This is a genomic window from Desulfomicrobium baculatum DSM 4028 (genome assembly GCF_000023225.1).
GTDB lineage: Bacteria > Desulfobacterota > Desulfovibrionia > Desulfovibrionales > Desulfomicrobiaceae > Desulfomicrobium > Desulfomicrobium baculatum.
In genome coordinates, this window is sequence record NC_013173.1 from 2,725,156 (window position 1) to 2,743,049 (window position 17,894).

The 17,894-nt window shown below is 59.9% G+C and carries 18 protein-coding genes and 1 pseudogene; 17 read left to right on the plus strand and 2 right to left on the minus strand.

Annotation, left to right across the window (positions count from 1 at the left end):
- The first annotated feature begins 65 nt into the window (after window positions 1–65).
- Genes glnH through DBAC_RS11870 form a run of 3 tightly spaced genes read left to right on the plus strand, consistent with a single transcriptional unit; the run spans window position 66 to window position 2,280 of the window.
- Window positions 66–806, plus strand: a complete 741-nt coding sequence (glnH, locus tag DBAC_RS11860) for a glutamine ABC transporter substrate-binding protein GlnH (protein ID WP_015774536.1) — start codon at window positions 66–68, stop codon at window positions 804–806.
- Between the two features lie 56 nt (window positions 807–862).
- Window positions 863–1,543 carry an amino acid ABC transporter permease gene (locus DBAC_RS11865; RefSeq protein WP_015774537.1) on the plus strand — a complete coding sequence of 227 codons (681 nt, stop codon included), beginning with the start codon at window positions 863–865 and terminating at the stop codon, window positions 1,541–1,543.
- Complete coding sequence (locus tag DBAC_RS11870; protein WP_015774538.1) at window positions 1,540–2,280, plus strand: amino acid ABC transporter ATP-binding protein; 741 nt, start codon at window positions 1,540–1,542, stop codon at window positions 2,278–2,280. The genes DBAC_RS11865 and DBAC_RS11870 overlap by 4 nt, the downstream gene beginning before the upstream one ends.
- 12 nt (window positions 2,281–2,292) lie before the next feature.
- Here the strand turns inward: DBAC_RS11870 and DBAC_RS11875 are convergent, their stop codons facing one another.
- Together DBAC_RS11875 and DBAC_RS11880 are read right to left on the minus strand one after the other, a co-directional pair.
- A complete protein-coding gene (locus DBAC_RS11875; RefSeq protein WP_015774539.1) occupies window positions 2,293–3,024 on the minus strand; it encodes an RluA family pseudouridine synthase in 732 nt (243 codons plus the stop codon).
- A gap of 149 nt (window positions 3,025–3,173) precedes the next feature.
- Window positions 3,174–4,019: pseudogene (locus DBAC_RS11880) on the minus strand (NAD(+)/NADH kinase); the annotation flags it as partial.
- A gap of 80 nt (window positions 4,020–4,099) precedes the next feature.
- Here DBAC_RS11880 and DBAC_RS11885 point away from each other — a divergent pair.
- The 14 genes from DBAC_RS11885 to fliD all read left to right on the plus strand — a co-directional run bounded on the left by DBAC_RS11885 (window position 4,100) and on the right by fliD (window position 17,879).
- Window positions 4,100–4,516, plus strand: a complete 417-nt coding sequence (locus tag DBAC_RS11885) for a DVU0524 family FlgM-associated protein (RefSeq protein WP_015774541.1) — start codon at window positions 4,100–4,102, stop codon at window positions 4,514–4,516.
- 75 nt (window positions 4,517–4,591) lie between these two features.
- A complete protein-coding gene (flgM, locus tag DBAC_RS17985; protein ID WP_015774542.1) occupies window positions 4,592–4,894 on the plus strand; it encodes a flagellar biosynthesis anti-sigma factor FlgM in 303 nt (100 codons plus the stop codon).
- A 360-nt stretch (window positions 4,895–5,254) separates the two neighbouring features.
- Window positions 5,255–6,907 (plus strand): ribonuclease J, encoded by a 1,653-nt coding sequence (locus DBAC_RS11895; protein ID WP_015774543.1) that lies wholly within the window; start codon window positions 5,255–5,257, stop codon window positions 6,905–6,907.
- Window positions 6,908–7,033: 126 nt separating this feature from the next.
- A complete protein-coding gene (gene rpsB, locus DBAC_RS11900; RefSeq protein ID WP_015774544.1) occupies window positions 7,034–7,819 on the plus strand; it encodes a 30S ribosomal protein S2 in 786 nt (261 codons plus the stop codon).
- Window positions 7,820–7,823: 4 nt separating this feature from the next.
- Complete coding sequence (gene tsf / locus DBAC_RS11905) at window positions 7,824–8,627, plus strand: translation elongation factor Ts (protein WP_015774545.1); 804 nt, start codon at window positions 7,824–7,826, stop codon at window positions 8,625–8,627.
- Between the two features lie 176 nt (window positions 8,628–8,803).
- Window positions 8,804–9,523 carry a UMP kinase gene (gene pyrH / locus DBAC_RS11910; RefSeq protein ID WP_015774546.1) on the plus strand — a complete coding sequence of 240 codons (720 nt, stop codon included), beginning with the start codon at window positions 8,804–8,806 and terminating at the stop codon, window positions 9,521–9,523.
- Window position 9,524: 1 nt separating this feature from the next.
- Complete coding sequence (frr, locus tag DBAC_RS11915; protein WP_015774547.1) at window positions 9,525–10,079, plus strand: ribosome recycling factor; 555 nt, start codon at window positions 9,525–9,527, stop codon at window positions 10,077–10,079.
- 9 nt (window positions 10,080–10,088) lie between these two features.
- Entirely contained in the window at window positions 10,089–10,790 is a 702-nt protein-coding gene (gene uppS / locus DBAC_RS11920; protein WP_015774548.1) for a polyprenyl diphosphate synthase, read from the plus strand.
- Window positions 10,787–11,581 carry a phosphatidate cytidylyltransferase gene (locus DBAC_RS11925; RefSeq protein ID WP_015774549.1) on the plus strand — a complete coding sequence of 265 codons (795 nt, stop codon included), beginning with the start codon at window positions 10,787–10,789 and terminating at the stop codon, window positions 11,579–11,581. The genes uppS and DBAC_RS11925 overlap by 4 nt, the downstream gene beginning before the upstream one ends.
- Before the next feature lie 9 nt (window positions 11,582–11,590).
- Window positions 11,591–12,802 carry a 1-deoxy-D-xylulose-5-phosphate reductoisomerase gene (gene dxr, locus DBAC_RS11930; RefSeq protein WP_015774550.1) on the plus strand — a complete coding sequence of 404 codons (1,212 nt, stop codon included), beginning with the start codon at window positions 11,591–11,593 and terminating at the stop codon, window positions 12,800–12,802.
- On the plus strand, window positions 12,796–13,863 hold the full coding sequence (gene rseP, locus DBAC_RS11935; RefSeq protein ID WP_015774551.1) for an RIP metalloprotease RseP: 1,068 nt from the start codon (window positions 12,796–12,798) through the stop codon (window positions 13,861–13,863). The genes dxr and rseP overlap by 7 nt, the downstream gene beginning before the upstream one ends.
- Entirely contained in the window at window positions 13,838–14,584 is a 747-nt protein-coding gene (gene tsaB / locus DBAC_RS11940) for a tRNA (adenosine(37)-N6)-threonylcarbamoyltransferase complex dimerization subunit type 1 TsaB (RefSeq protein ID WP_015774552.1), read from the plus strand. Before rseP ends, tsaB begins: the two co-directional genes overlap by 26 nt.
- Window positions 14,585–14,729: 145 nt before the next feature.
- Entirely contained in the window at window positions 14,730–15,677 is a 948-nt protein-coding gene (locus DBAC_RS11945; RefSeq protein WP_015774553.1) for a flagellin N-terminal helical domain-containing protein, read from the plus strand.
- Between the two features lie 141 nt (window positions 15,678–15,818).
- Entirely contained in the window at window positions 15,819–17,879 is a 2,061-nt protein-coding gene (fliD, locus tag DBAC_RS17990; RefSeq protein WP_015774554.1) for a flagellar filament capping protein FliD, read from the plus strand.
- Window positions 17,880–17,894: the final 15 nt, after the last annotated feature.

Here is a 17,894-nt window from a genome sequence, read left to right on the forward strand (position 1 = left end):
CCAAGGACGATTTTCCGCCATAGTGGCCAAACCCGTTTTTTCCCATCCATCATCAAGGAGGCTCCATGAAACGCATCCTGCTTTTCGCCGTTTTAGCCCTGGCCCTGTGCGCGACCACCGCTTCAGCCAAAAAGCTGATCGTGGCCACGGACACCAATTTTCCGCCGTTTGAATTCAAGGACCCCGAAAGCGGCAAACACACCGGCTTCGACGTGGAACTCTGGGACGCCATCGCCAAGGAAATCGGCGCGGAATACGACCTGCAGCCCATGGACTTCAACGGCATCATCCCCGGCCTGCAGTCCGGCCAGATTGACGTCGGTATTGCCGGCATCACCATCAAGCCCGAACGCGCCGAAGTGGTCGACTTCTCCGACCCCTACTACAATGCCGGCCTCCTGATCCTGGTCAAGGCCGACAACGCCGAGATCACCGACGTCAAAAGCCTGGCCGGAAAGATCGTGGCCACCAAGCTCGGCACCACCAGCGAAGATTTCGCCAAGAAGGAAGCCGGAGCCAAGGAAGTCAAGCTCTTCCCCAACAATGACGCCATGTTCATGGAACTCATGGCCGGCGGCGCCGATGCGGTCATCTTCGACTCCCCGGTAATATCCGAATTCGTGCGCACCGTCGGCAAGGAACAGACCAAGATCGTCGGCCCCCTGTACATGGGCCAGTCCTACGGCATCGGCTTCCCCAAGGGCAGCGACCTGGTCGCCAAAGTCAACGAAGCCCTCAAGAAGCTTAAAGACAGCGGCGCCTACCGTGAACTGTACATCAAGTGGTTCGGCACCGAGCCCAAGTAATTCCGCTTAAACCATCCCTGGAGGCAGGACATTCCTGCCTCCATTTCGAGACACCCATGGCCTTTCAATTCGAACCAAGCGTCGTTGTCGACACCTTGCCCATGCTCATGCGCGGAGTCTGGTACACGATCTACCTGACCGTCGGCGGCCTTTTTTTCGGCTTTCTGCTCGGCGTGGCCACTGGGCTCATGAAGCTGGCCCGCCCCTTTCTCGTACGCAAACTGGCCGACCTCTACGTGGAGCTCGTTCGCGGCACGCCCATGCTGGTACAGGCCATGTTCCTCTACTACGGCGTGCCCATGGCCGTGGGGCTGCGCATCCCTCCGCTCATCGCCGGAGTCATCGTCATCGCCATCAACTCCGGAGCCTACATCGCCGAGATCGTGCGCGGAGCCATCCAGTCCATCAATGTCGGCCAGACCGAGGCAGGACGCTCCATCGGCCTGACCCGGGCCCAGACCATGCGCTACATCATCTGGCCGCAGGCCTTCAAACGCATGATCCCGCCGCTGGGCAACCAGTTCATCATCAGCCTCAAAGACACCTCATTGCTCATGGTCATCGGCGTGGGCGAACTGCTGCGCACCGGCCAGGAGATCGTGGCCGTCAATTTCCGGGCGTTCGAGGTCTACATGGCCGTGGCCATGGTCTATCTGGTCATGACCATGAGCATCGCCAAGGCTCTGAAAATTCTCGAAACCAGACTGATTAACAAGACCAGCGGAAAAAGCGCATGATTGAAATAAAGAACCTGCACAAGAAGTTCGGGGAGCTGGAAGTTTTGAAGGGGGTCAACCTGACCGTGGCCTCGGGAGAGGTGGTCTGCATCATCGGGCCGTCCGGCTCGGGCAAGTCCACGGTGCTGCGCTGCATCAACCGGCTCGAAACGCCGACCTCCGGCACCGTGATTGTCGACGGACACGACATCATGAACCCGCGCACGGACATCAATTACGTACGCACCGAGGCGGGCATGGTCTTTCAGCAGTTCAATCTTTTTCCGCACATGAGCGTGCTCGACAACGTGATCCTCGGCCCGGTCAAAGTCCGCAAGATGCCCCGCGCCGAAGCCGAGCACCTCGGTTACGACCTGCTGGCCAAAGTCGGCCTTGGTTCCAAGGCCCAGGCTTATCCGGAACAGCTCTCAGGCGGGCAGAAGCAGCGCGTGGCCATTGCCCGCGCCCTGGCTCTGCAACCCAAGGTCATCCTCTTCGACGAGCCAACCTCGGCCCTGGACCCGGAACTGGTCGGAGAAGTGCTTGAAGTCATGAAGAAGCTGGCGGCGGAAGGCATGACCATGATCGTGGTCACGCACGAAATGGGCTTTGCCCGCGAAGTGGCGGACCGGGTCATCTTTATCGATGAGGGGGTGATTCAGGAAGCAAACAGCCCGCAGGAATTTTTCAGCAACCCCAAAAACCCCCGCCTGCGGGACTTTCTGGGCAAGATCGTCGGTACCTGTCAGGAAATGTAAACGGTCGAACCGTTACAGCCTCATTTTCTCTTCCGCGCCTTCCGCCTCCACGCGTCCCACCAACTGCGCGAACACGCTCGGCACCGGAGCGTCAAGCGTCATGCTCCGGCCCGAAAAGGGATGGGCAAAAGTGATGGAACGCGCGTGCAGCGCCAAACGGGAAAAGGTGTCGCCTTTGACCCCGTATTTCTTGTCCCCGGCGATAGGATGCCCCGCATCCGCCATCTGCACGCGAATCTGATGCTTGCGCCCGGTCAGCAGCGTCACATCCAGAAGCGAATATCCTCCCCTCTCCTTGAGCACGGTCCAGGCCGTCCGGGCCAGTTTGCCCAGGGCCGCGTCGCGCGTGGCATAGACCTTGTGCACCCCGCTCTCGACCAGATGGGAGCTCAGCATGCCCGAGGCCTTGCCCATCTGCCCGTGTACCACCGCGGCATATATCTTGGTGGTATCTTCCCACTGGTCCTGCAGGGTGCGCTTGGCAACCTCGGTCTTGGCGAAGAGCACGATCCCGGAAGTTTCGCGGTCCAGACGATGAACAATGAAAATCCTGTACCGGGACTTGGCATTGCCTTTGCGCACGTAGTCGGTCAGGGCGTAATAGGCCGTGCGCGTCTTTTCCGTTTCCGTGGCCATGGTCAGCATCCCGGCGGGCTTGTTTACGACGATAATATCCCGGTCTTCGTAAATGATGACCAGACCGGGCGGCAGGTGACGGGAGCCTGGACGCAGAGAGGCGTGCATGATTTGTCCTTAAAAAAAGTTTGCGGATTTAAAAATTCAAAAAAAGCCCGCGTCATCGAATAGATGACCGAAAATCGTCAACTCTCCCGCACAAACCCCTTTGACTTGAGCTTGTCTGCGTACTGGGAATGCAGGGGACGGATCAGGTTGAGTCTTTTTTCGGCCCGGGAGGCGAAAATATTGTCTCCGGCGGCCAGGACCACTCCGGTCTGGCCGTCCTGGGTCAGGTAGACGTCCGGGTCGGCATCGAGGACCAGGATGCGCAGGGCGTTCTCGAAAGGCAGGACCATGGGCCTGAAGGCGTGCAGGAAAGGACAGATGGGGGTCAGGGCGAAGACGTTGAGTTCCGGATAGATGAGCGGGCCGCCAGCGGAAATGGAATAGCCCGAGGAACCGGTCGGCGTGGCCACGATCATGCCGTCGGCCCGCACCGTGCCCAGGTGGTCGGTGCCGTACCACATGTCGAGCCGGATCATGCGCGCCAGGCTCCCGCAACTGATGACCAGATCATTGATGGCATAGCCCCGGTAATACTCCTGACCGCGCCGGAGCACGTGAAAACTGATGACCAGCCGCCGGGACATGTCGTATTCCCCGCGCAGAATGAGCGTCAGGGTTTCCCGCCAGTCCGTGGGAGAGAGTTCCGTCAGAAATCCCACCTTGCCGAGATTGAGTCCCAGAATGGGAATACCCAGATCCTGCACGGCCCTGGCCACGGCGAGCAGGGTCCCATCGCCTCCCAGGGTCAGGATCATGTCCGCACTCCCCCAGGTCGAGACGCAGTGCACCTTCTCCTTGGAGGACACGACAATCCGTGCCGTGCGGCCCTCACCCACGAGCCAGCGCCGGATTTGCTGGGCCATGTTGGCCGCCAGTTCATTTTCGACGTTATGGACGATGACTATGTTGCTAATGATTTTTCCCATTTGCGAGAGTGTAAGCAAAAGGTGCCGCGTATTCAAGGAGAGGAGCAATGTTCGCTGGAGCCGGGCCATGGGCGTGGGCGGAGTTTTTTCAAAAAAAAATTAAAGTTCGCGTATTACTGGCCGATAGGGTGAAATAAGAGGTATGCCCTGTGACAGTGAATCCCTTTCTCGTCAAAAGCGTGATGCGCACGTACGACCAGCACCAAGAAGCCGGTCGGCGTATCGCCAGGTTCAAAAAATACATGGACCGCGGCGGGCAGCAGGATTCCGTTTCCATTTCCAAGGAAGCCAAAAGGCGCCAGTTGGTTGAAAAAGTCGCAGGCGAGATTGTGGACAACCTCATCGGCTCGGACACCGCAAACCCGGTAGTCCGTGAAATCAAGACGCAGATGGCCAAGGAATTCGGACAGGACGTGCTTTTCAGGTATCCATCCGACGGAAGCGGCCTTCAAATACTGAAAAAAACAGACCAGGGGGTCGCGGAATTGACCAACGGCGAAAAGGATGCTTTCATGCGCCGTTTGTGGGAAGTTGCCTTGACCCGGGTCAACGAAACAATGCTCTAGGCTTTCCCCCGAGGCACATGCCTCCCGGATGACGGAAAAAGCCAGTGCGGCCGGAATAACCGGCAGGAGCGAAAAATGACGATCAACACCATCAAACCATTCAGCGGTTACGAGTCTACGCGACTGGACCATCTGGAGCAGCAGCGCCAGGAACACCAGAAGCCCGTCGCCAATCAGGACAGCGGCACCGACCGTATCTCCATTTCCGATGAAGCGCGGCTCAAGATGAGCATGCTCAAGGCTGCCCAGGAAAACGACGGGGTAAGGGCCGACAAAGTCGCCGACGTAAAGGCCAGGATCGAGGCGGGAGAGTATGAGGCAAGCGGCAAGGACATCGCGGCCAGCCTGCTCAGGCAAGAACTGGATATCTGGGGCTGACCCATTCCCGACCCGGCGGCAGGAAACGCCCGACCGACGCCCAGGCCGGACCCGGATGCCGACAAAGCCAGCTCAAAACCCTCGTCACTTGACGGGGGTTTTGTCATTAAAGCGGCATATTGCGCACAACGGGACTCAAACAACTGAAATACGAATTTGTCTGCATCGAGCGTTTGATTCCTAAAAATCACCTCCGCCGCAACTTTGCCGCGCTCATCGATTCGTGATTCAGCCACGACAAGGATCAAAAGCCGTGTTTCAGCGGCTTTTTTTTGGTCTTGTCCTTGCGCCCCACTTCCCTTAGTTTCCATCAGGATGCGCGAGCATCACATCGTACCTCAACAAACCGGAGCCCCCTTAATGCCCGAATCGCACGTTACCCTCACCCCCCTTGGCGGGCTGGGAGAAATAGGCATGAACTGCATGGCCCTGGAGACCGAGCAGAGCATGATCCTGGTGGACTGCGGGCTCATGTTTCCGGACGTCATCCTTTATGGCGTGGACGTGGTCATCCCCCGCATGGATTTCATCGTCAGCCGCAAGCACAAATTGAAGGGCATCATCCTGACCCACGGCCATGAGGACCATATCGGGGCGTTGGCCTGGCTTGTCCCCTATCTGCAGGAAGTCCCACTTTACGGCTCCGAGTTCACCCTGCGCCTGGCGATGAAACGCCTGCAGGAGCGCAACCTCGACTCCCACGTGAAGCTGCACCCGGTGCGCGCGCGGGAGCGGGTCGAACTGGGCGAATTCGCCGTGACCTTCATGCCCGTCTGCCACAGCATCATCGAGGGCTTCGGGCTCGGTATCGAGACCCCGGCCGGACGCATCGTGCACACGGGCGATTTCAAGATCGACCGCAACCCCCAGGGCGGGCACGCCACCGACCTTGACGCCTTCGCCAAATTTTCAAGCGAGGGCGTGCTGCTCATGCTCTCCGACTCCACCAACGTGGAACGCGAAGGTTTCTCCCTGACGGAACAGGAAATCCAGGACTCTCTGGATGAAGTCTTTGCCGAAGCCAAGGGCCGCATTCTGGTCACCCTTTTCGCCACCCATATCCAGCGCATGCAGGAAATTTTCGACCTTGCGGCCAAGCACGGGCGCAGGGTGGCCTTCACCGGGCGCAGCCTGGTCACCAACATCGACGTTGCCAAGGATCTCGGGCATCTGCGGTTCAACCGCGAAAATTCCTGCGACATGGAGGAGTTGGCCTATCTTGACGACGACAAGATCGTCATTCTGCTGACCGGCTCCCAGGGCGAACCCCTTTCGGCCTTGAGCCGCGTGGCCCGGAGCGAGCACCGGCAGATCAACATCCATAAGGGCGACACGGTGATCATGTCCTCGCGCTTCATCCCGGGCAACACCAGGGCCATCACCCGGGTCATCAACGACCTCTACCGGCACGGGGCTAGCGTACTCTACGAAAAAGTGCAGGCCATCCACGCCTCAGGCCATGCCCACAAGGAAGAGCTGCGGATCATGCTCGACACGGTCCATCCCAAATTTTTCGTGCCGGTGCATGGCGAATACCGCCACCTTTTCAAGCACGCCGAACTGGCCGTTTCGCGGGGCATCGCGCCGGAACGCGCGCTGATCCTGGAGAACGGCCACCCCGTGACCCTGTCCACGTCGGGCATCCGTCTGGAGGAAGCGGTCTTCGCGGAGTCCATCCTGGTCGACGGCAAGGGCGTGGGCGACGTAGGCCAGAGCGTGCTCAAGGAACGCCAGATCCTGGGCGGCGAAGGGCTCGTCATTGTGCTCCTGGTGCAGGACGAATTCGGGACCATCGTCTTCGGCCCCAGCATCCAGTCCAAGGGGTTCATCTTTGAACAGCATTTCTCCCACATCCTTGAAGACGCCAAGTGCATCATATTAGATGTCATGGAAGGCAACCCCGGCTGCGAGGCCTACAAGCTGGAAGAGAAAATCAGGTCCTCCCTGCGCCGCTTTTTCCGCAAGGTCCTGGAACGCGACCCCATCGTCATTCCCCTCATCGCCCGGGTATAATTTTTTCTTGCCAAGGATAAAGCACTCGCGTACCGACTTCAGTTCTCAAACACTCCACACGTCCGCATTTTTGGTTTGGCCCATTCGGGCTCCTGCGGGCGGAGGAATAAAACCAAGGAGATTACCATGGCTTATGTAAGTATGAAACAGATGCTGGAGACCGGAGTCCACTTCGGCCACCAGACCCGCCGCTGGAACCCCAAGATGCGCCCCTTCATTTTCGGCGCGCGCAAGGGCATCCACATCATCGACCTGCAGCAGACCGTGAAGCTGTACCGCAAGGCCCACGATTTCATCGCCGATACCGTGGCCCGCGGCGGAAAGATCATTTTTGTCGGCACCAAGCGCCAGGCGCAGGACGTGATCAAGACCGAAGCCGAGCGCTGCGGCATGTACCACGTCACCAACCGCTGGCTGGGCGGCACGCTGACCAACTACCAGACCATCCGCACCAGCATCACCCGCCTGAAAAAGCTTGAAGGCATGTTCGAAGACGGCTCCGTCAGCCGCTTCCTGAAAAAAGAAGTCGTGCGCATGGAACGTGAAGTCACCAAGCTGAACCTGACCCTCGGCGGCATCAAGGACATGGAAGAGCCGCCTGCGGCCGCCTTCATCATCGATCCGCACCGCGAAGAGATCGCCGTCAAGGAATGCCGCAAGCTGGGCATCCCGATCGTGGCCGTGGTCGACACCAACTGCGACCCCGACCTGATCGACTATATCATCCCGGGCAATGACGACGCCATCCGCGCCATCAAGCTCTTTGCCGGCGCAATGGCCGATGCCTGCATGGAAGGCGCCGCCAGCACCAAGGACGCTCCTGTCGAAGCCAAGGCCAACAAGGTTCCCGAAGTCGAACTCCCTGTCGGTTCCGCAGAGCCGGAATCCGTAGATACAGACGAAGAGGTATAATACGATGAGCATCACTGCAGCGATGGTTAAGGACCTGCGCGAACGCACCGGCGTAGGCATGATGGATTGCAAGAAAGCACTGGCCGAATGCGATGGCGATGAAGAAAAAGCCATTGCCTGGTTGCGCGAAAAAGGGCTGTCCAAGGCTGCCAAGAAAGCCGGCCGGGCCACCTCTGAAGGTCTGGTGACCGTTATCGTCGCAGCCGACGGCAAATCCGCGGCCATGAGCGAACTCAAGTGTGAGACCGATTTCGTGTCCAAGAACGAGGAATTCACCGCCTTGGCCGAAGGCTTGGCCACCCTCGCCCTGGAAAAGAAGACCGACAAGGTGGAAGATCTGCCTGCCGAAGCCTCCGACCTGACCGGCCTCATCGGCAAGATCGGCGAGAACATGCAGGTAGGCCGCCTGGCTTACGTGGCCTTCTCCGGCGAAGGCGCCATCGGTACCTACGTCCATTCCACCAAGAAGCTTGGCGTCCTGGTCGAACTGTCCGGTCAGGTCAGCCCTGAGGTGGCCAAGGATGTGGCCATGCAGATCGCGGCCGCCAATCCCCTGTGCGTCAGCCCGGATCAGATCCCGGCCGAAACCCTGGCCCAGGAAAAGGAAATCTACCTGAACCAGGCCAAGGAAGAGGGCAAGCCGGCCCAGATCGCCGAGAAGATCGTCGAGGGACGCATCCGCAAATTCTACCAGGAAGTCTGTCTGCGCGAGCAGCTCTTCATCAAAGACGACAAAAAGACCATCAAGGATCTTCTTGGAAAAAATGCCGAGATTGTCCGGTTCTTCCGGTTCGCCATCGGCGCATAAGCAAAGGGCCGCAAGGCCCTTTTTTTTGGCCCTCAGATCGTCAAACTTCGCATCTGCCCCGCTTCACGCCTCCTGTTGCAGCGGGTGCGCGAAATGGATATACGATCATCCGAGAAGGAGGCTTGGGGCAGCCCTGCCTCCTTTTCGTTCACCGCTTACCCAAGAGGTACCTATCCATGGAGAAACTCCGATACGGCAGAGTCATGCTCAAGCTGAGCGGAGAGGCCCTGGCCGGAGAGCAGGGCTTCGGCATCGAACCCCAGACCATCCAGTCCATTTGTCGAGAGCTTGCCGAAGCGGCCTCCATGGGCGTGCAGCTCAGCATGGTCATCGGCGGCGGCAACATTTTTCGCGGCATTTCCGTGTCCTCCAAGGGCATGGACCGCGCCTCGGCCGACTACATGGGCATGCTGGCCACGGTCATGAATGCCCTGGCGGTACAGGACGCCCTGGAAAAACTGGGCATCACGACCCGCGTCATGACCGCCATCGACATGAAGGAAGTGGCCGAGCCCTACATCCGGCGCCGCGCCATCCGTCACCTCGAAAAAGGCCGCGTGGTCATCTGCGCTGCCGGAACGGGCATCCCCTATTTCACCACGGACACGGCGGCAGCGCTCAGAGCCATGGAGCTCAAATGCGAGGCCATCCTCAAAGCCACCAGGGTCAACGGCGTCTATGACAAGGATCCCGAAAAGCACTCCGACGCAGTCATGTTCAACAGGCTGACCTATCTGGACGTGCTGCAGCGTCGCCTCAAAGTCATGGATTCCGCAGCGATATCCCTTTGCATGGACAACAAACTCCCCATCGGGGTCTTCAACCTCTTTGTACCCGGCAACATCCAGCGGGTGGTCAGGGGCGAAGAAGTCGGAACAATTGTTCAAGGAGAATGACATGGAAAAGCACACACAGGATTGCACGAACAGGATGCAGAAAAGCATCGACAGTCTGGAAAAGGATTTTTCCAAGCTGCGCACCGGCCGCGCCTCCACGGCACTGGTCGACAGCATCCGGGTTGAATACTACGGCACCCCGACACCGCTTAATCAGGTCGCGTCCGTATCCATCCCGGACAGCCGCACCATTTCCATCTCCCCGTGGGACCGCAATGCCTTCAACAGCATCGAGAAGGCCATCATGAAGTCGGACCTGGGGCTGACCCCCATCAACGATGGCCGGGCCATCCGCATCAACATCCCGGTCCTGACCGAGGAACGCCGCAAGGACCTGGTCAAGATGGCCAAGAAATATACGGAAGAGGCCAAGGTCGCCATCCGCAACGTGCGCCGGGACGTCAACGACGCGTTGAAGAAAATGCACACCGCCAAGGAAATCAGCGAAGACGATCTGCACAAGGCCCAGGATGAGGTCCAGAAGACCACGGACAACTTCGTGAAGAAGGCTGATGCGGTCCTGGCCGAGAAAGAAAAGGAAATCATGGAGATCTAGATCCAGTCCATGCCACCGATCAATCATCTCGCCATCATCATGGACGGCAACGGCCGCTGGGCCCGCGCCAGGGGCCTTGACCGCAGCGACGGCCACAAGGCCGGCACCGAAACCGCCCGCGAAATCGTAAAGGAATGCCGAAAACTCGGCATTCCCTACCTTACGCTCTACACCTTTTCCAAGGAAAACTGGTCGCGGCCCAAGCAGGAGGTCGGTTTCCTTTTTGGCCTGCTCAAAGACTTCCTGACCGAAGAACTGCCCTCCCTGCTGGAACAGTCCATCCGCCTAAACGTGCTCGGGGATCTGGACGAACTGCCCTTGCCCACCCGGCAGGTGCTGCGCCACGTCATGGAGAAGACGGCCGGTTGCTCGGCCATGACGCTGAACCTGGCCCTCAATTACTCGGGACGCCTTGAAATCCTGCGCGCCTGCCAGGCCTTGCTGAAAAAGCAGGTCAAACCTTCGGAGCTGACCGGGGAAATGTTCGCGGATGAGCTCTACACCGCCGGCATGCCCGATCCGGACCTGATCCTGCGCACCAGCGGCGAACTGCGGCTGAGCAATTATCTGCTGTTTCAGAGCGCCTACAGCGAACTCTATTTCACCGACGTGGCCTGGCCGGACTTCCATGCCCCGCAGCTTGAAGCCGCGCTTGCGGAGTACGCGTCCCGTCAGCGCCGCTTCGGAACGACGGGAGAGGAGTCCGCATGATAAGCCCTCATTTCAAGCGCGTTTTGACCTCCCTGTTGCTGCTTCCACTGCTGGGCTGGGCCATCTACAGCGGCGACCCGGTCTTAAGCATCGGCATAACAGCCGTGGCCGGCCTTGGGCTCATGGAATTCTACGCCATGTTCTGGCCAGGCCGGGAGAAGCCCGTCTGGAAGGCCCTGGGCCTGATCTTCACCCTGGGCATGGTCTGGGCCCCTTTGGCATGGAGCGGCGGGGCGCTGGTCTGCGTGGCCATGCTTGGCGTGGCCGTGTCGTTCCTGATCGCCCATGACCGGGGAAAATCTCCCGACGCCTTTCAGGACAGCCAGATTCTGCTTTTCGGACTTCTGTACCTGCCCTTTATCCTGCGTCTGTTCCGGACCATCTCCGCCCCGGAGATCGGGCTCGTGCTGCTGACCACCTTCGCCGCCGACACCGGCGCCTATTACGCGGGCAGCTTGATCGGCGGGCCCAAGATCTGGCCTTCGGTCAGCCCGAAAAAAACCTGGGCCGGCAGCCTGGGCGGCCTGTGCCTGAGCGTCATCGTCTGCGCCGCCATGGGCATTGCTTTCGGAACCGCCTCCTGGACACGCTTCGCCCTGCTCGGTGCCGGCCTGAACATTGCCGCGCAGATCGGCGACTTTTTCGAGTCCGCCCTTAAACGCTGGCGCGGGATCAAAGACTCCGGCAGGATTCTGCCCGGTCACGGCGGCATTCTGGACCGCATCGACAGCCTGCTCTTCACCCTCCCTCTGTACTGCGGACTGGCCGCCCTGTTTTCCTTTTTCGCCTGAGGCAAAACCATGAAGTACATCTCGGGCCTCTCGTCTCCGGTTTTCGACCGCCCCGGCCAGCGCACCCTCGCCATTCTGGGCAGCACCGGCTCCATCGGCACAAGCGCGCTCAAGGTCGTGGCCAAGAACACTGGCGACCTCAAGGTCGTAGCCCTGGCCGGAGCCAGAAACGTGGCACTCCTGGCCAGGCAGGCCGAAACGTTTCGTCCGGCGTATCTGGGCGTCCTGAACGAGGCCAAGGCCGAAGAGCTGCGCGCCCTGCTTCCCGGCGGATACGCCCCGCGCATCCTCGTGGGACAGGAAGGGTACACGGCCATGGCCACCCTGCCCGAGGCCGATCTCATCCTGGCCGCCCAGGTCGGAGCGGCCGGGCTGGTGCCCGCGCTGGCCGCGGCGCGGGCCGGCAAAGTGCTCTGCCTGGCCAACAAGGAGGCCCTCGTTCTGGCCGGAGACCTTTTCCGCCGAACCTGCCGGGTCAGCGGCGCCGTCATTCTTCCCGTGGACTCGGAACACAACGCCCTGTTTCAAGCCTATGCAGGCCATGACGGCCGGCAAGCCTGCCGCCTGATCCTGACCGCATCGGGCGGACCGTTTCGCGCAAAAAGCCTGCAGGAGATCCAGGCCGCGACCCCGGCCCAGGCCCTGAAACACCCCAACTGGTCCATGGGCGCAAAAATTTCCATCGATTCCGCAACCATGATGAACAAGGGACTTGAGATCATCGAGGCCGTGCATCTTTACGGTGCGTCCCTGGACGAGGTGGACGTGGTGGTCCATCCCCAATCCATCGTCCACTCCCTGGTCGAATACGAAGACGGCTCGCAACTGGCCCACCTGGGCATGCCGGACATGGAGATCCCCATCGGCTACTGCCTGGGCTATCCCCACCGCCTCCACATCGGGCTTGAGCGGCTCGATCTGGCCAAGATCGGCACCCTGACTTTCGAGGCCCCCGATCTGTTGCGCTTTCCCTGTCTTGGCCTCGCGCGGGAAGCCCTTGCCGCCGGCCCAAGTCATCCGGTGGTGCTCAATGCCGCCAACGAGATCGCAGTCCAGGCCTTCCTGGACGGTCGCATCTCCTTCCCTGGAATTGCCCGGCTTATCGAACACATGCTGTGCAAACATTCCTTGACCTCCATGCATGATCTGGAGGACATTTTGGACCTCGATGCGCAAACACGAACTCGGTCCGAAGAGGCCATAGGAAAGAGCGAATGGTAACCAGTATACTGGCGGTGGTTGTGGTCCTGGGCGGACTGATCTTCTTTCATGAGCTTGGACACTTCGTGGTCGCGCGCGGCATGGGCATGGGCGTGAGCGTCTTTTCCCTGGGATTCGGGACGCGCCTCTTCGGCTTCACCCGGGGCAAGACCGACTATCGGGTCTGCGCTTTTCCCCTGGGCGGCTACGTGCAGCTCGTCGGCGAATCCGTGGATGCCGAACTTCCCGAAGGCTTTGGCCCGGAGGAGTCGTTTTCACGCCGTCCGCCCTGGCAGCGCATGCTGGTCGTGCTGGCCGGGCCCGTGTTCAACTTTATCCTGGCCTGGTTCATTTTCTGGGGTCTGGCCTACAGTCAGGGCGTGCAGGAGCTCCTTCCCGTCATCGGGCAGGTGACCAACTCGAGCGCGGCCGAAGAAGCCGGCATCGTGCCCGGAGACCACATCATCGAGATCGATGGCGTACAGATCGCAATCTGGGACGATCTGGTCGAGCGCATCGAGGCCAATGAGGGCGGTCCGATGCTCCTGACCGTGCAACGAGACACGGCGCTCTTTTCCGTACAGGTCACTCCGAGGCTGCAAGAAAAACGCAACCTGTTCGGCGAAGTCAAAACCATGCCCATGCTCGGCATCGCGCCCAAGGGCGAACTCCTCAGCCGCGAGCTTGGCATTGTCGACGCCGCGGTTCAGGGCGCGCGCCAGATCTGGGAAGTCAGCGGGCTGATGGTCATGGGTATCGTCAAACTCATCGAGCGGGTCATCCCCGTGTCGGACATGGGCGGGGTCATTCTCATCACCGAGATGATCCACAAGGAAGCGCAAAACGGCATGGTCAACCTGCTGGCCCTGACCGCGCTGATCAGCATCAACCTCGGCATCCTGAACCTGCTGCCCATCCCGGTTCTGGACGGCGGACATATCCTCTTCTTCTTTCTGGAAACCATCACCGGAAAACCCCTGAGCCCACAAGTGCAGCACATTGCCCTGAAGATCGGCATGATGCTGCTCCTCATGCTCATGGTCCTGGCCACATTCAATGATATCCTCCGACACTTCAAGTAGCCGGTATCTCGCGCTGAACTGCGCCGAGGAACGCATTCAGGTTGTCCTTGGCACGGCCCGGGAGGTCATGTTCAGCGAAGAGGTCCACTGCCCCGGGCAGTCCATCCGTCACCTGCCCACGGCCATCGAGCGGGCGCTGCGGGTACAGGCCATACGTGCCGGCGACCTGGCGGGCATCGCCTGCGTGCGAGGCCCGGGTTCATTCACGGGCCTGCGCATCGCCCACGCGGCCATGCACGGACTGTCCCGCCCGCACGCCATCCCCATGGCCGGGCTGCACTATCCAGATATTCTGGCCGCCCAGGCCGGCCCTTTTGCGCAGGGCGGGGAACTCTGGGTTCTGACCTACGCCCGCAAGGGGCAGGTCTACATCCAGGGTTTTGACGCGGGCGCTCCCCTGACCCCTGTCCGTCCGCTGCCCGTAGCCCTGGCGTACGAACAGCTTGAGGCACGCCCGGCAGGCATCTTCCTGCTTGGCAGCGGCCTGCGAAAGAATCCCGAATTTCTTACTCTGCCGGGTACGATAGCCCTGCCGCAGATTCTCGACACGCCCATGCCGGCCGCTCTGCTCGCTGCGGCGTGCGCGGCCGCATACTCAAGCCACCCCCCTCAGCCGTTGTACCTGCGCAAATCCGATGCCGAGGACAATCTGGTCTCCATCGCCGCCTCGCGCGGCATTCCGGCCGCCGAGGCCCGCAAGCACATCCCCGATTTCGAATAATCTCGTCCGACATGCGATGTCGGACAAAATTCTTCTAAAGAAAATCTTCTTCCTGCCGATTCACTCATCAAGACCAAAGAGCAAGGCCCGCAAACTGCTCGATCCAAAGGCAAGGAAGCCGCTAATCTTTCAAGGAGGAATTTTTATGTCACTCGTAATCAACCACAACCTGATGGCCATGAACGCGAACCGCAACCTGGCGAGCGCGTACGGGAACCTGTCAACATCGGTCAGCCGCCTGTCTTCAGGCCTGCGCATCACCACCGCCGCCGACGACGCTGCGGGCCTCGCCATTCGCGAGCTCATGCGTGCGGATATCGCATCCCTGAACCAGGGTGTCAGAAACGCCAACGACGCCATCTCCATGATCCAGACTGCGGACGGCGCGCTCGGCGTCATCGACGAAAAGCTGATCCGCATGAAGGAACTGGCGACCCAGGCGGCCACCGGCACCTACAACTCGGACCAGCGCCTGATCATCGACTCGGAGTACCAGCAGATGGCCTCGGAAATCACCCGAATCGCCAACGCCACGGACTTCAACGGCATTTACCTGCTGAACGGCAATCTCTCAGCTACGTCCACCGGAGTCTCCAGCTGGGCGAGCAGCCACGACGGCAGCGCCTTGGCCTCGACGGGCCCGCTCAAGATCCACTTCGGTACGGGCAACGATTCCGCGGAAGACTACTACTACATCGCCATCGGCAACTCCACCGCCTCCGCTCTCGGCGTGGGTAACGCTTCCGACAGAACCAAGGCGAACGGCACGCACGGCGTAGCCTCCGGCGGCTACAGCATCTCCACCCAGCAGGGTGCGCAGGAAGCTCTGGCGGCTCTCAACGCGGCCATCACCTCCAAGGACAACATCCGCGCCAGCCTCGGTGCCTTGCAGAACCGGCTTGAGAACACCATCACCAACCTGCAGATCCAGGCCGAGAACCTGCAGGCGGCCGAGTCCCGGATCTCCGATGCCGACATCGCAACGGAAATGACCAACTTCGTGCGCAACCAGATCCTGACCCAGTCTGCTGTGGCCATGCTCTCCCAGGCCAACTCCCTGCCGCAGATGGCCTTGCAGCTCATGGGCGCATAATCTCAGTAACCTGAAAAACCTCGCTTGCGGCCGGGTTGCGAAAAGCGGCCCGGCCTTTTTAACTCGATAGTGTTGATTCTGGCACCAGGTTTGCTCGAAGCGTGAGTAGATTCGCCCAATCCAACGCACCAGAGGAACGCCATGGCTGATGACCTGACCACTTCGCTTGCTTCCGGATCCATCCGTTTCACGGGCCTCGGCTCCGGGACGGACTTCGACTCGATGATCACCAAACTCATCGAGATCGAGCAAGTCAGGACCAAACGGCTCGAGAGTTGGCGGTCTGATTGGGAAGCCAAGAGCGACGCCTTTGACTCGCTCTCTTCGAACATGCTCTCCCTCAAGACGTCCCTGGACTCCATGAACACCACGGACGAATTTCTGACCAAGAACGCGGTCTCTTCCAACACCACCGCCCTAACCGCCACGGCAGGCAGCACCGCGGAAGAAAGTACCCACCAAGTGGATGTGCTTTCCCTGGCGACCAACGACATGCACATGGGGTCGGTAATTTTTTCCTCCCCGGACAAAATCATAAGCGACGGCGCAGCGGGCGCTTTTGTCTTCACGGCCGGTTCCCGGCAGGTCACCGTCAACGTCACCAGCACCACGACCCTGACCCAGTTCGCCAGCCTCATCAACTCCGACGCGGACAATCGCAATTATGTACGCGCAAGCGTGGTCAACGACGGCAGCGGATACAGGCTCCAGATCCGTGGCATGAACCTGGGCGCGGGCAATGATTTCATCGTCGACAACAGCGCGACCTCGGCCAATCTGCTGACGAATTTCGCACAAGGTCAATTCATCGAAACCCAGAATGCCGGCAATGCCAGGCTTCGGGTCGATGGCTTCCCTCTTGATCCTCCCACCCCCTCCGAGGATATACTCAAAGCCACCTTCACCGGCAAAACAACCGCGGATACTATCACAACCACCGATGGAACCTTCAAGCTCGCCTATGACGGCACCTTGTATTCCGTTGATGTGACTGCTGCGGACACCTACGCCTCGCTGGCCGGAAAAATCAACACCGCAGTCGGATTCTCCATGGCCACGGCCGCAGACGTATCCGGCAATGTCGAGCTGACCCTGACGGGCGAGGCGGGCTCGGACAAGCAGATTTCCATCATAAGTTCCCCCGGGACCACGGTCGGCGCCCTGCAACCGGGAGCCTTCGCGCAGATCCAGGGTGCCACCGACGGCTACTTCGAACGCAGCACCAATTCCATTTCCGATATCGTCTCCGGCGTGACCATGAACCTGGCCAGCATAGGCAGTTCGACCATCACCACCAGCCTCGACCCGCAGGCGGTCACCGCGAAAGTGCAGACCTTTGTCGATGCGGTGAATTCCGTGCTGCAGGAGATCAAGGACCAGACCCAGGTCACCACCGTTGGCGAAAATGTTTCCGGTTCCCTTTTGACCGGCAACTACGGCATGCAGATGATTCAGCAGAAGCTCAAAAATATCCTGGCGGAAAAGGGCGTGGGATTCGACTATGACATGGACCCACTGGTCTCCCTGGGCAGCGTAGGCATCACCACGGACACCAGCCAGGGCTCCGCGACCTTCGGCCTGCTGGTTTTCGACTCCGGCGCCTTTACCGCGGCCCTCAAAACCGACCCCGACGCCGTGGCCCGCCTCTTCAGCGCCGACAATTATCCTTCGACCAAGGAAATGGTGGACGGCGTTGCGGTGGAATCCTCGAACTTCAACTTCGAGTCCTCCATCAAGGGCATCACGCAAGCCGGGGAATACTCCGTAAGCTATACCGTGGGCGCCGGCGGCGACATAACATCCGCCAGCATCAACGGATTTCCGGCCAGCATCGACGGCACAAAGATCGTGGCCACAGGGGACGGGAACGCGGCGCGAGGCCTTTCCCTTGAAGTCATCAACCTTACGGCGGGCACATATTCCGGTTCGGCCCAGATCAAATCCGGCAAAACCCAGGAACTGATCGACGAACTCAAAAGGTTGACGGACTCAACGACCGGAACCCTCGAAGTCTTGAAAGACAACTATCAGGACATCATGGATTCCATCGACGACAAGATCGCTTATGAAGAACGCCGCCTGGCTCTCCTGGAGAAGAACCTGCGCCTGCGTTTTGCCAATTTGGAAGCCGTTCTCGGCACCTACGACAACATATCCACACAACTCAGCTCGCAAATCAGCAGTTTGTCCAGCAAGTCATAGAAAGGAGTTCGCACA